A 12,906-nucleotide genomic window follows, 5' to 3' on the forward strand; every position below is an offset into this window, starting at 1 on the left:
CGCTGCAGATTTCATTGAAAACATGCGGATCGTTTTCGACGAACATCTACCGCGCTGGAACTATCGGGCTATTCCTCAAACCAACTAATTTCAGGAAGTTATTTTTGGCGGAATCCTAAGCATGCCAGGCAAAGGCCAACAGGCCGAATCGCCGGCGGAAGTTTTGGATTAAATCGAAGGGAACGACTAGCGTTAAAACTATGTCGCCCAAGAGTATAGATAAGCTATCAACTTACACAAGTGCGGCTAAATGTCGCGCGTTTGGATTTTAAAATTACCCGAAGGCATAGCCATTTACTTTGTGGTGACTTCCGAAGCACCCGTGCGAGTTGCCGACCACCGCGAAGGCATTCCCAACAATCCCGGTGGCATATAAAAATCCCCGGAAGGCATATCCCAATGTCTGGAATGCACCTGCGCAAACCTGGAAGGCACCCCCACCAGGCTCGAAGGTGCAGCCAAGAAGCACGAAGGTACCACCGGACTTGTTGGGGATGCCGCCGAGAGTTTTTTATACGCCAACGGGTTGGGTTTATATGCGGTCGGGGCTCGTGGGAGTGCATTCGGAACAACTTTTAATCTACTAAATCCGAATTAAAACCTAATTTGCTTCTTTTATTTAGACAATGTTTTAACCATAACTACCAGCGATCATGCGCAGCCACAACATCATCAGCACCATAAATTTCATTGATCAACATTTCATCGATAACATCCAGAATTCTTCGACGGGCTTCAGGGCGGGATTCTGATGCCGTATATTCTTTCTTAATAAGGCTTTGCAAATGGTGTGTGTCGGTGAGTCGTTGATTAGTCTGATTACTCGCATCGTTGATCAAACGTTTGCTTACAGAAATAACCAGCTCAAGCACGTCGCTTGTCGCGTCTTCCAATATTCGTAATACAAAGTAAGAGTTTCCGAAAAAAGCCGGGGATGTTATGAAACTCTCGATTAATTTGCGATAAGGCTCAATATCGGTTTTATCTGTTTTTCTAAATACATCGGATGCATGTTTACGAACTTCTTTGTCTTTATCGAAGAAAAAGCCTTGCAGAAGAGTTTCCGCTCGGCGGCGATTATCCGTCCAGCTAAATGCATCGGCGGTGACATCTGCCAATAATCGTTGATGCTGTAGGCTTGAGGCAGCAAGGCTTTCAGCCTGAGCAATATAGGCATCATTTCGATAGCTTTCACAAAATATCAACCATGCAGCTATGAGTTGTTTGTTTTCATCACCGCATCCCAGCAATCGCTCCACTAATTCTTTGCCCAACTCCGGCAACCAGTAAAAAATATGTGGAAAAAGATAAATGCCTTGGTGAGTAACCAGTGGGGATAGGCAAGTATCATCTCTGTTTTCGACCACGTTACAGGGCAAGATGATTAACTTTCGTATCGAAGCGGAAAATCGGGTTTTATCGGCCTTGAATAACGGAGTCAGGGTTTTCATCATGCTACAACGCACGCTGACTAACGGCTCACTATCCAAAGCAATATCTAATACATCCCAAATTTTAGAAGTATTTTCGGGCATTTCCCATAACACATTGGCTAAAGCCTCCCACATTTGACCGCGCGTTCCGTTTATACCTCGCAGATATAACCCACCGACCGATTGCAGCAATGTGTCGATAGTAATAGTTTCACGTTTGGTATATTCGTGATTAATAGATTCGCCTTCTGCCTCTCCCTGTAATGCAAGTTTGAGCATGATTTCGAGAATTTCAGAATCGGCTGCAATGTGAGAACGCTTATTGACTATCCGAGCTATCGCGCGGCCAAAAGCTTTAGTCGGATGCTGATCGGCGTACTTGATAACTTGTATCATTGAATTATCTGTAGCTGATTCTGCTTCAGCCAATCCCCATAAAATCCGTTCGATATAACAGACGGGTGCACTAACGGGAATTTTCAAACTTAGCGCCGCGAAGCGTTCAGGCTGGATTTTAGTCAATTCCTGAAGTTGGTAGGCAAGCTCATCAGAACCGCCGTCAACAAAACCTGGACCTCTACGTCTTTCAGTTTTATCGTTGTAACGCTCAATGGCTGCCAGCCAATTTTTGTCACTCATTCTTTCACATTGAGCATTCTTGATAGGAGATCCCACCGAATACACATTGTGGTTTAATGGTTGTTCGATTTTTTTGTTTTGAAATTTACGGCGAAGCGTTTGGAGTCGAGATAGTGCAATTGGAGATAATAAACTTTCGCCTATCGTCTCCAGAATGCACCATTGCTGATAACCAGAAAAGTTTAAGCACCTTGCAACATCTTTCTTTGTCCAGAAGGGAAGTGACTCTCCTTCTGCTTTAATCCGATTCGATAGCTCAATACCGCGCTCAATTTCCGGATATCGACCTAGAATTGCAGATTCCACGGTAAGTTTTGCTTCCCTATCCAGAAACGGAAAAGCCTCTCGGCAAGCATGTGCAAACGACCACCAATCTGCACCATCAAAACCGGCGTCGAAAACACTGTTGTGACTGACTAGATTTCGTAACCGGTGTGCCAGCACGACAGGATTAGCTTGAATCGCTTCCAAATGAAGATGCATCAGGCATTCATGCTTGAATGGATCGAGTTTATCCAGATAATCGACTGCTATTTCAGGGCTTTGTTTCAGCACCTGCTTTAGTGCTGATCTGTAACAAGCTAAAAAACTATCGAATCCAAAGTGATGATTGGAATACGCTCGATGATTAAACTGCCAGCTTTGAACGCTATCTTCGGATTCGGCCACTGTATTTATGGCTTTTATCAATGCATCCGTAGTTCCAAGCAGAATCGCAAGCGGAGTTTGACCTGCAATTTCGTTTATACCATGTTCGATTAATTGACCAAAGTCATTGTTTATAAATGGAATTTCTTCTTTATCAAGCGCAAACCAAGTATCGAACAAGGCATGCAAAATCCGACCACAATGTTCAGGCGAACTTTTGCTACAGGTATGTAGCAGCGTTGATACCAGATCATCATTTTGATAGTGCAATAGATCATCCGAACGCGAAAGAATGAGTTCTTCACATAGATCAATCAATTGACCATCAGGTTTGTCAGGGCTAATAAATCCAAACCAATTCAGTAGCCGCTCAGCCCGCTCGGGCTTACCGCCCCACCACGCCTTTAGTAATTCAGCAATTGCTTGTGGATGATCATTAGCTAAATGACCAAGCCACCACAATATTCTTTCAACACGCTCATTATGCAATCCATTGATTTCTTTATTAATCCATCCGCTGTCATTTAATAAATGAAACCAGTTAGTCGTTAGAACTGCTTGCCGAAACAGGGGATGAAATTTATCCGGCGTTTGATCGAACTTTGAAATAATCCGGAATTCCGAGTCCGTCGGATTTTCCACGGAATTTAGCCACTGGCAGACTGCCGATTTGATGTGAAAACGAACACTAGAACTGGAAAGCAACTCGGATAATTCGGTCAAATATCTTTGGAGATCGTTTTGGCGTAGGGATTCGAGAATTTGCCTGACCTGCGTACGTCGAAACAGATACTGTTCTGCCGAATTCAATAATTCGACCAAACTCTGATGTCGATTGACAAAAGCCCTGGCAAAAATATGGTCGAAAAAACTTTCATGAAAAAAATTCAGATGGCCGCGAGAAACGACGATCAAACCTTCCGAAACCAAAATATCGGCTGCGCTTTGATAGTCATCCAATACTGATAAGGGAGCACTCAATTGTTGCTGCTCGGTCATCCAGTCGCATAATGCGGTCAAGGCTCTGATCGGAGACCAGCTAATTTGGCGTTGCCGAGGAATTTCTCGTTCTTTCTTCTTCAGCAACGCTTCATGCAAACTCGAACGAGACAGAAATGACAATCCGGGTTCGCCGATTTCCAAAAACACTGCCAAATTGACAGGCAAACACAGTAACCGGCGTTGCGGCTCTTTGAAGATGGCAATTTCAGCACCTTTCTTTTTTAACAGCGGTTCAACATCGGCACCCCAATCTAGCAAAGGTATGTCGATTTGCCGAGTGCGGTTATTGGCTTTCAAATGCTTTAATCGGGGATCACTATCCAAGTCGAATGTCCGACAAACTGCGACTATTTTGATGTTACTGAAATGATGAGCGTCCTGAATTAAGCGGAAGACAACTTCTTTTATTTGACCATCGCGCCCTGATACTTCACTGATGGCATCGACTTGATCGATGAATAAAACCGATGGCGTGCTAGGGAAAGTCCCCTTCAAGGTAGTGACTGGACTTTCCTCTCGCCCAATCAATTTTTTTCCTAATGCTTCACGACTAACACACTGTAAATGGTGATCGACTCGAAACGCCAAATGAGGAATATTTAGTCGCCGAAGATTTTCGATGGCAGCGCGTACAATCCCTGACTTTCCCGAACCAGCAACACCGGCAAGTAAAATCAATTCAAGCCCATTGTCAGTTAGCAGTTCATCAATTAGTGATTGTGTCTGCGGCCTTGTAATAATTTCATTACCGGCGCCGAAAGGGGAATAGGTGCCGAGATAGGCATCAGTTTCTTCGTGCAATCGCCGTTGGATAGTAGGATCAAACGCCCATTCTTTAAATCTCAAACCGCTTTGTTGTTTCAAAGCTTCACGAAGCGTATCAGTCGATAATTGTTTATTGAAATTCTTTTCGAGAATGTCGCGCAGTACGGGAAAGGCGGATTTACCTCCTTGTTGAAAAGTCAGATCGCCAAAAGACTCATTGATAGCGTCTAACTCACTATCTGGTATGACTTTGACATAGCATCGTTTTAGCCATTCAAATGCAGTTTCTGGTGTTTGACGCCAAAAGTCATAGAGTTTCGGAAATGTCCTATCTCTTTCCTCATTCGCAAGTGCATCGTCAATGAATTGATTAAACGACTCGGCTAAGTGGGCTTTGTCTGTCAGCGTCCTGAAGTCTTTAGCGCTGTCTTGCGAAACAAAAAAACAATAGGCCTTATGATCCGCCGATAGCCGCTCTGCAAACGCCTTCAATATACCTTCACGGTTTAGAAGATTGAGCGTCCAGTTTCCGGCAGGTGCATTGATCTTTGTCTGATGCCATTCAGTAATATCGCCACGCGAAAGAGCAAATTCAAAGCCTTGATATTCCGTATCAATACCTTCGAATTTAAGCCAATTTGCCTTACCGGCAATTACGTCTATCAGGCAGCGGACCAGCCATTTCGCTTCATACCGATTGCCAAGTTTGTCGGGTATTCCACCAACTATCATTTAGAAAATGTCTCTCAAGAACAAATCGGCAGTGATAGTGTGAGCAACTGCGAAATGTCCTTTGGAATTAACGATGTTCTTCGTCGACATTGCTAGACACTATTGATAGTTGTTTTAACAACTCAGGCAAGGCTGAACAAACCGTCTCCCAAACTACTTCAAAGTTGATTTCGAAATAACCATGGGCGATGCGATTGCGCATACCGCGCATGTTTCGCCAAGGCACATTCGCATGCTTCTCGATGAAGGCAGGATATCGATCCATTATTTTTGTTGAGGCTTCACCGATGATGATCAAACTCATCACCACCGCCTGTTGTGTACGTTTGTCGGCAAGAAATTCTGCCTTGCTTAAACCTTCAACGAAACCACAAGCATCGGATGCGGCTTGTCGCATGTGTTCCAGGTAATCGGCAAGGCGGTTGACCGTCATACGGGTTGAGCTTCGGCCAATATTTGTTCGCGGAATTTGGCGGGCAAATCGCCGGGAGTCAGAAGATCAACCGGAACTGCCAGCAAATCTTCCAGTTCAAGTTGCAGTCCGCCAAGATCGAATAGTGTGGCGCCTGGCAACGTATCTACCAGCAAGTCGAGATCGCTGCCGTCGCGGTCTGTACCGTAAAGCACCGATCCAAATACGCGCGGATTGGCCGCCCGAAAGCGGCCCACTATCTGGCGTATTGCCGTACGCTGGGAATCTAATGCTTCCGACGGCTTCACCTGTCGAGTGCCAAATTAAGTGAAAAGGGGTTCATTGAATTTAAAGCTGTTTTTCATTTTTTGTGTCATACCCTATACGCCTTTTTGACACAAAAAATGAAAAATTCCGGATTTTGTGCCACTAATATTGAAAAATTTCGAACCATTCAATTCTGTTAGTGTAGGTTCGGCCATTTGAGGTTATCAAGATACAGGCTTTGGCTGGCAGTAAGTGAATACTAACCTGATAGGAATAACAGACAAAAGTATCAGGGATTATCTTAAACTGAGATGCTTTAGGAATTAGCAGCCGCAAAAGCCAAAATGCTATCTTTGTCAGCATACGGAAGCACGGTCGCTCCGGCTTCTTGCAGACCCCCTACAATTTCTTGATAGGCATTGCCTTTCGGACCATCTTCTTGAGGCCCCTGGACGGCAAACAATACGCTGTCCGGCAATTTTTTTCGCTTGCGTAGCTGATTGATCCGCAATAGCCATTGGCCGCCGTGCTCGATAATCTTGGTAGCCTGGTTATGGCCGAGGTGCAGCGGCTTGATAGCCTTTACCGCATGATCCTCGTGCTGTTCAACAAAGGGGAACGTCACGTGGTACTCGTCATTACCCAACTCCGCGCGCTCGAAGCGTTCGGCAATCCCTGCCTTGTAAAGCCATTTGCGCATGCCACGTTCCAACACTGTTTCCTGATATTCCCGAGTCACGAAAGAACGTTCGACATAATGACCGTAAAGCTCCGCTAGCGTTTCCTTAACGTCATCGGCCAAAATGGCTCGCGGCTCGCTGAATTTGATAACTGTTTCGCGTGGCCGTATGATCTCAGCGAACAATCCCTTGGCAAAATCGACGTCATTGACCTTAAGCCGCTTATCAAAGCCATGTCGTCGTAAAACTCCAGTAGTGCGATCCAATTCGTCCTGCAAGTTGCGCATCGTCGCGCGAAAAACCTTTGCCTCAAGCTGTTCGAAAAAATGCGTGACGCGCGCATGCCGTTGCATCATTAATTTAAACGCAAAAAAACGCTGCTCCGGGGCCATCATAACGATACCCACATTTGCAAATTCGCCCGTCTCAACGAAGGGCATGAATCGAATGATTGAATAAATACAAGCGGTTTTTTTCATTTTAAACTCCAGAACGCGTCGGTCTGGCATCGCATCAAATACTGGTGGGCTAACTGAATGTCAAAATCGGTCTTGACGGTTTCTTCGGTGTCCACAAACCACCATTCCAATGGAACAGTATTGCAGATTGTCGCCCAGTCTGACAATGCGGTCAAAAAGCGTTCAACATAACGTTGCTGCTCTACCCAGTCGCCGATGAGTGCGTTCCAATGCGCGCGGAAGACGTGCGACTCAACGAAATCCAGCGATGAAAACCCAGGATCGAAGGCTTGATTGTGGTCGAGAACTACCAGTGCCTCGTTGCCCGTGTCCCAGAATAAATTGGGATTGCCGCCGGATTCACCTAGGCTGCGGTCGGCGTTGCGCACCCACCAATCGAAGGCTAACACATCCCGCTGGATGTCCTCTGGCACCTGATCGATTAGCGATACCGATAACTCCAAAACCGGCATTTTGCGTGAGCCGAAGGCCTTGCCTACACCCAGCTCGTTCAGATCGTCGCGCATTGCCACCGCAAGCAGTTGTTCGGGAATTTCTACAATTTCGAAAGGGGCGATGGGTAAGCCCAACCGCCGGCCAAGTTGGCCCGCAATCCATTCGCAAACCAGGCTACGCCTCCCCGCACCCCGGCCTTTCACAAAATAAACCTGATCGTCTTCACCACGGCAAATGAAAGGTTGGGTAACCCCTTGCTGCGCGCGGCCCATGATCTCGACGATTTCCAGGCTCATCGGTTTATTTGGTAATTGGCATTAAGTTCCGCCGGCTTGTCACCGACAAACAGAATGTAATTGGCGCGACCACTGTCGGTTCGGAATTCCCAAACGGATTGATCTTCGCCAATGTGGAAGTTAATCTGGTTTTTGTTCTGAATGACCCAGCCCAATTGCAATAACAGCTTGCCAGACTGGTCGAGGGCTATTTGTTCGGGGTTTTTGTTTAAGGCCATTGCAGTCCGTTGTTTTTTTCGAGCTTGATAAGCACAGAGCTATTGTAGCCAATCGTTGAAATTAGCTACATTTTGGCATATTGAGGGCAACTCGGGCCGCCAATATTGGTAGCTGAAAAAACCTGGCTAAAGCCCGGGGAGCTCCCGCACCTTGGCCTCCATTGCGCTGAGATAGATCATGAGGAATGATTGGTCTCTTCGAGTTCAAAGCCGTCTTCGAGGATAAACTTTTTCAGCAGGCTGGCTGCTTTGATATTCACCTTAAAAGCTGGGAGAGTTTGTCCTTCTAGCGCCTCGAAATAAGTTTGAGCTTTCTGCTTGTCGATGGTTGCCTTCAGGTCATCGAAGCGGCCATATTCATTTAAATTGGCTTCAGTGACATGGGTGTTCATTAGAGCGATGAGCTTCGCTTTATCGATCCCGAGGATAGCCACAAGCGTGGCGATTTTTTCACTCTTTGCCTTGTCCTGATAATCGGTGAGATATTCGCGGAAGGTGCGGCTGGGATCGATCTGGACATCACCACGCTGAATATCATGGAGGAAAATCTCGGCGACTTTTTGCTCTTCTTGGGAAAGCGATGAAAAGGAACGGTGCAGCTCGGCCAAGGTTGCTTCTTTGGCTGGCTCGTCACCGCTTTGCAGGACTTTGAGATATTTCGCAAAGCGCGAGTTCATGTAGTCTGCATCGATCTTGCCGGTGTCGATCTCGGTAATGTGGCTATCTATCTCGAACGGAATTCGCTCGCCATTGCCGCAGCCACCCAAACCAAGTTCCTTGTAGCGTTGCAAAAGCGTCAGATATTGATGGTGGCTAATATCAAGCTGGATTTGCGTCTTAGGATCTTCGCCGAATTCATAAAGCGATTGCTCCCAGGTAAAGCCTTGGATCTTCGCAGCTTCCAGGATGGCGTTGAATTGGTTGAATTGCTTGGCAAAGGCCGCCCGCGCCGCAAGGTCATCCGGCAGCCTCATGAAATCCGCGATTCCCGCCGAGCTGAAAATGGCGGTGATTTCCGCAAAGCTTGCATTCATCCGCTCCAGGTTCATCGGCAAGCGCTCGGCAAACAGACCAATCGGTTTGTCGCCGGAGTAAAGCTTTACGGCTGCATCGACGTTGCGCTTCATCGTGTGGGGTTTGCGGTAGTAGCGGATGGTACCAAACGGTTTGTCCGGTCCAAATAGGCGGTTGGTGCGCGAAAAGGCCTGGATGATATTTTCGTACTCCAACAGCTTGTCGAGGTAGAGCGTGTTCACCCATTTCGAGTCAAAGCCGGTCAGCATCTGATTCACTACGATCAGCAGATCGAGCCGTTTCTCCGGCTCTGCCTTGATGCGTAGATACGGCCTTTTGTGGGCGAGGCGGGCCGCCAAGTCTTTTTTGAAGTTCGCGTGCGTGCCGAGGTCGAACTTCTGCCCGTACGATGCGTTGTAGTCTGCCAGGATTTCGACCAGGCCTTCCGTCTTGAAGACGGGATCGCCGCCGCCGTCTTCGTCGCTGATATGTGGATCGAAAAGCGCGGTGATTTTCAATTCCGGGCACTGCGCCTTCATCAAGCGGTAGTAGATGATGGCTTCCGGGATGCTGCTCGTGGCAAAAATGGCGTGAAATTTACTGCCTTGGCTCAGAACGGCCCAGTTGGCGGCAATGTCCTGAATCACCGCGTTCCGGTGTTCATCGCGGCTATATTGGCTGTTGGGCAGGTGGTCTTCAATGCCGGTTTGATAGACACCGGAGCTATCACGGTGTCCAGCCATCGGAACATCATTCATGTAACGGTTGAAGACCTTCTTCTTGGCAGCATTAGCAAGCGCTTCGGCCACCGTTCTGGCTTTGGCCTTTTCCAACGCCAAGGCTTGCCGCAGGTCGCGGTCGCGATAAGTAAGCACTTGGTAGGGATCGAAGCCGAGGACGTTTTTATCGCGAATGCCGTCGGCGATGCTGTAGCGGTGCAGTTCATCGCCAAAGACATCGCTAGTGGTGTTGTCCTTGCGTTCGTTCTCCTTGTGGATGGGCGTGCCGCTGAAGCCGAAGAAGACCGCCCCGGAAAAGCTCTTTTTAATATCAATCAGCATATCGCCAAATGTGGAGCGGTGGCATTCATCCACGATGAACACAATGCGCTTGGCCCGCATGGTTTCCAGATCGTGCGCTTTCAGCCCGTCCTCCTCATCCTTGAGTCGGCTCATCTTCTGGATGGAAGTCACGATGAGCGTATCGGCGGGATCCGTGCTCTTGAGTTTCTTCACCAGAACGCCCGTATATTCCGTAGCCTGCACTTGGTTGCCGTCTCCGGCGAAGTTGCGGTAGTTCTCCAGCGTTTGCGTGCCCAGCTCGATGCGGTCGATCAGGAAAACCACCTTGTCCGCGTCCTTGGAATTGGCAATGAGTTGGGCAGACTTGAAGCTGGTCATCGTCTTGCCCGAGCCAGTGGTGTGCCAAATGTAGCCGCCCAGACGGTTCGGGTTTTTCCAGTCGGTCTTCGCCACTTTGTCGGAAATGGCGTGGGCGGCGTAGTACTGATAACTGCGCATCACTTTCAGCACGCCGTCCGATTCATCGGCCACCGTGTAAAAACCAATCAGCTGATGCGCCATAGGGATGGACAGCAGGCTGGAGGTGAAGCGCTTCCAGTCATCGACCGGCTCGTTATTGAAGTCCGCCCAGTGGAAGGCGTAGTCTTTGTTGAACTTCCCATCCGGCCCAGGATTGGCGAAGTAAAGCGCCTCGGCTGGCTCCATCGCTACGAAGATTTGGACGAGTGAAAACAGGCCGCTGAAAATCCCCTCGCGCGAATACTTCTGGATTTGGTTGTAGGCCTGGCTTACCGACACGCCGCTTTTCTTCAGCTCGATGTGAATCACCGGCATGCCGTTGATGAGCAGCAGCAGGTCGCCGCGCCGGTCATTGAGCAGCGGCGAGCCACGGACGTAGCGCGGTTGTTGCACGATCTGGTAGCGGCTTTGCCCTGCGGCGATCTCGTGGCGGTCGTAAATTTTCAGGCTCACTTCCTTGCCGAAGTGCCGCTCGTCCGCTGGATTGTCGCGGGTAATGGCGACGGTTTTGCCGTTGATGAAACCGTTGAGCTTGAGCGGGGTGCGCAGCGCGGTGATCTGCTCCACGATCTGCTGCATCTCAGTATCCGTCAGCGGCACTTCATTGAGTCGATTAATGCCGCGATTGTTTTCAAACAGGATTTGCTTCCAGTTCGCCAACAAGTCCGCCTCGGTCGGGTGCTTGATGACTTCCGCGTCACCCCAGCCGCGCTGGCGCAGCTCGTGGATCACGGCGTTTTCAAATTCGGATTCTTTGGAAAAGGTAGTCATGGGTAATTGGTAAGAAGCTTAGACAAACATCTTTTCCAGGCAGGCGGATTTGATCTGCTGGAGTTTTTGGAGTTGGGTGGCGTGCTGGGAAATCAGCTCGTCTAGCGTACGGAAGTAGGTGCCGATTTTTTGTTGTTCTGGTTTATCGGGAAAAGAGATGTTTGTGGATTGAACTAGCGCACTATTCAAATTGTTTACCACTCCACCGGCAGCCAACGAACGATACTGCTCCGTCATGGTTTCTGAGGAAAGGAGCTGTAGTAGGTAATCCAAATCAAATAAGTTCTTGTCGTTTCTAATCAGGAGCCAGCCGTCATGTATGCACCCATCGATAGCCATTAGGTATGGCCTCCCGAAACTCATCGAGTTGGAAAGAATGAGATCGCCTTTGAAAACTTCGCGCGATTTGGACACACCTTCTGGCTTAATTTTTTCCTCGGTTTGCGTGATGTATCTTGATCCAATTTTGACATCGCCGATTTTCACCCAGTTAATTCCATTGGCATCTTGCGTAATGAAGTTTTCGATTGGACGAGGGGAACCGCCTCGTTGAATTAGCACACATTCCCCCAATTTCTTTTTCACCCACTCCCCCGAGAACCCTTTGAAGCGGACTTCGGGGATAGAGGCACCGGGTTGCGGGAACATCTTTTGCAGCATCGCATTTTTCAACGTCACCAGCTTGTCGTGCTTACGCTGATGCAGCCCAATCAGACTATCCAGCTCTCGGAAATATTCGCCTATTTGGGTTTGTTCTTCTTTGTTTGGCAGGACGATCCGCGTTTCAAGTATGTTTTTGTTATAGAGCCGTTTAATAGTACTTCCTTCTAGCCCGGCCCATTCGACGAAGGAGTAATACTGTTTCAAAAAGGCATTAACAACTGCCCCGTTATGTTGAAGCCACACAATGTTAGAGTCTTGAAAGTATTCGTCCTTTCCGCTGTACTCCACGATTCGACCAATGCTTCCTGATGCGGAAATCAGTAGGTCCCCTTCTAGCGGATATGGAAACTTACTTTTGTATTCGTCAAATAGTTTTCGAGAAATGAACGAATCGGGTTCTTTCCCGAATGTGCCAATTTTGTAAAACGGAACGTCGCCAGTTTCGGATGTCTGGTGTTTAAAGACACGCTTGTTCATCGCGACGCGCCCAAGAGCACCAAGCGTCTTCTCTTCCCACTCTTCACCAAACCCCTTGAAGCGAATCTGTGGCACTTTGCTGGCTGTCTGCTCCTTCATCTCAGTTTCCGGCGAGTAAGGTTTTCAGTTCAGCGAGGCCTTTGCGGTCAAACTCGTTCCCGTCCAATTCTTCAATCATGCCCGCCAGCTCAGCTTCGGTGTGTCGGATGTCGCGAGCGTTGTCGGCGTAAGTGATTTGGTACTTTTGCACGAGGGCTTCGAGCTTGCGAATCAAGCTGTCGATCTGCTGATCGGGCAGGCTGTGCAGCTCGTCACTAAGGATTTCGCCAAAAATAACTTCCCTGTATTGATACTGTCCCTAACTGGATTTGTAATGGAGAATACAACGACTTGAACCGTGGAAGATGAAAAAGTGACTGGCTACGAACCCGCGA

General features: G+C 48.1%; 10 protein-coding genes. 1 reads left to right on the forward strand and 9 read right to left on the reverse strand.

All coding sequences use genetic code 11. From position 1 onward, the window contains the following. The first annotated feature begins 250 nt into the window (after positions 1 to 250). A complete protein-coding gene (locus tag QLH52_RS24100; RefSeq protein WP_275899152.1) occupies positions 251 to 376 on the forward strand; it encodes a hypothetical protein in 126 nt (41 codons plus the stop codon). A gap of 265 nt (positions 377 to 641) precedes the next feature. Here the strand turns inward: QLH52_RS24100 and QLH52_RS24105 are convergent, their stop codons facing one another. From QLH52_RS24105 to QLH52_RS24145, 9 genes are all read right to left on the reverse strand, one after another. Then, a complete protein-coding gene (locus tag QLH52_RS24105) occupies positions 642 to 5,219 on the reverse strand; it encodes an AAA family ATPase (RefSeq protein ID WP_319963241.1) in 4,578 nt (1,525 codons plus the stop codon). 67 nt (positions 5,220 to 5,286) lie between these two features. Beyond that, a complete protein-coding gene (locus QLH52_RS24110; protein WP_319963242.1) occupies positions 5,287 to 5,652 on the reverse strand; it encodes a HepT-like ribonuclease domain-containing protein in 366 nt (121 codons plus the stop codon). Continuing rightward, positions 5,649 to 5,939 carry a nucleotidyltransferase family protein gene (locus QLH52_RS24115; protein ID WP_319963243.1) on the reverse strand — a complete coding sequence of 97 codons (291 nt, stop codon included), beginning with the start codon at positions 5,937 to 5,939 and terminating at the stop codon, positions 5,649 to 5,651. The genes QLH52_RS24110 and QLH52_RS24115 overlap by 4 nt, the downstream gene beginning before the upstream one ends. A 275-nt stretch (positions 5,940 to 6,214) precedes the next feature. Beyond that, positions 6,215 to 7,057, reverse strand: coding sequence for a DUF3037 domain-containing protein (locus tag QLH52_RS24120; protein WP_319963244.1), 843 nt, complete (start codon positions 7,055 to 7,057; stop codon positions 6,215 to 6,217). Next, positions 7,054 to 7,788 carry a HipA family kinase gene (locus QLH52_RS24125; RefSeq protein WP_319963245.1) on the reverse strand — a complete coding sequence of 245 codons (735 nt, stop codon included), beginning with the start codon at positions 7,786 to 7,788 and terminating at the stop codon, positions 7,054 to 7,056. Before QLH52_RS24125 ends, QLH52_RS24120 begins: the two co-directional genes overlap by 4 nt. Beyond that, complete coding sequence (locus QLH52_RS24130) at positions 7,785 to 8,006, reverse strand: hypothetical protein (protein WP_319963246.1); 222 nt, start codon at positions 8,004 to 8,006, stop codon at positions 7,785 to 7,787. Before QLH52_RS24130 ends, QLH52_RS24125 begins: the two co-directional genes overlap by 4 nt. 176 nt (positions 8,007 to 8,182) lie before the next feature. Further along, entirely contained in the window at positions 8,183 to 11,332 is a 3,150-nt protein-coding gene (locus QLH52_RS24135; protein ID WP_319963247.1) for a type I restriction endonuclease subunit R, read from the reverse strand. An 18-nt stretch (positions 11,333 to 11,350) separates the two neighbouring features. Next, positions 11,351 to 12,571, reverse strand: coding sequence for a restriction endonuclease subunit S (locus QLH52_RS24140; protein ID WP_319963248.1), 1,221 nt, complete (start codon positions 12,569 to 12,571; stop codon positions 11,351 to 11,353). 1 nt (position 12,572) lies between these two features. Continuing rightward, a complete protein-coding gene (locus tag QLH52_RS24145; protein ID WP_319963249.1) occupies positions 12,573 to 12,746 on the reverse strand; it encodes a hypothetical protein in 174 nt (57 codons plus the stop codon). Positions 12,747 to 12,906 lie beyond the last annotated feature (160 nt).

This window comes from Methylomonas defluvii (assembly GCF_033949435.1).
Classification (GTDB): domain Bacteria; phylum Pseudomonadota; class Gammaproteobacteria; order Methylococcales; family Methylomonadaceae; genus Methylomonas; species Methylomonas defluvii.

What these genes read in the sequence shown, in the direction of transcription:
- QLH52_RS24135 (WP_319963247.1), bottom strand. Translation starts at nt 11,332, where the DNA reads ATGACTACCTTTTCCAAAGAATCCGAATTTGAAAACGCCGTGATCCAC.
- QLH52_RS24140 (WP_319963248.1), bottom strand. Translation starts at nt 12,571, where the DNA reads ATGAAGGAGCAGACAGCCAGCAAAGTGCCACAGATTCGCTTCAAGGGG.
- QLH52_RS24110 (WP_319963242.1), bottom strand. Translation starts at nt 5,652, where the DNA reads ATGACGGTCAACCGCCTTGCCGATTACCTGGAACACATGCGACAAGCC.
- QLH52_RS24105 (WP_319963241.1), bottom strand. Translation starts at nt 5,219, where the DNA reads ATGATAGTTGGTGGAATACCCGACAAACTTGGCAATCGGTATGAAGCG.
- QLH52_RS24130 (WP_319963246.1), bottom strand. Translation starts at nt 8,006, where the DNA reads ATGGCCTTAAACAAAAACCCCGAACAAATAGCCCTCGACCAGTCTGGC.
- QLH52_RS24100 (WP_275899152.1), top strand. Translation starts at nt 251, where the DNA reads ATGTCGCGCGTTTGGATTTTAAAATTACCCGAAGGCATAGCCATTTAC.
- QLH52_RS24125 (WP_319963245.1), bottom strand. Translation starts at nt 7,788, where the DNA reads ATGAGCCTGGAAATCGTCGAGATCATGGGCCGCGCGCAGCAAGGGGTT.
- QLH52_RS24120 (WP_319963244.1), bottom strand. Translation starts at nt 7,057, where the DNA reads ATGAAAAAAACCGCTTGTATTTATTCAATCATTCGATTCATGCCCTTC.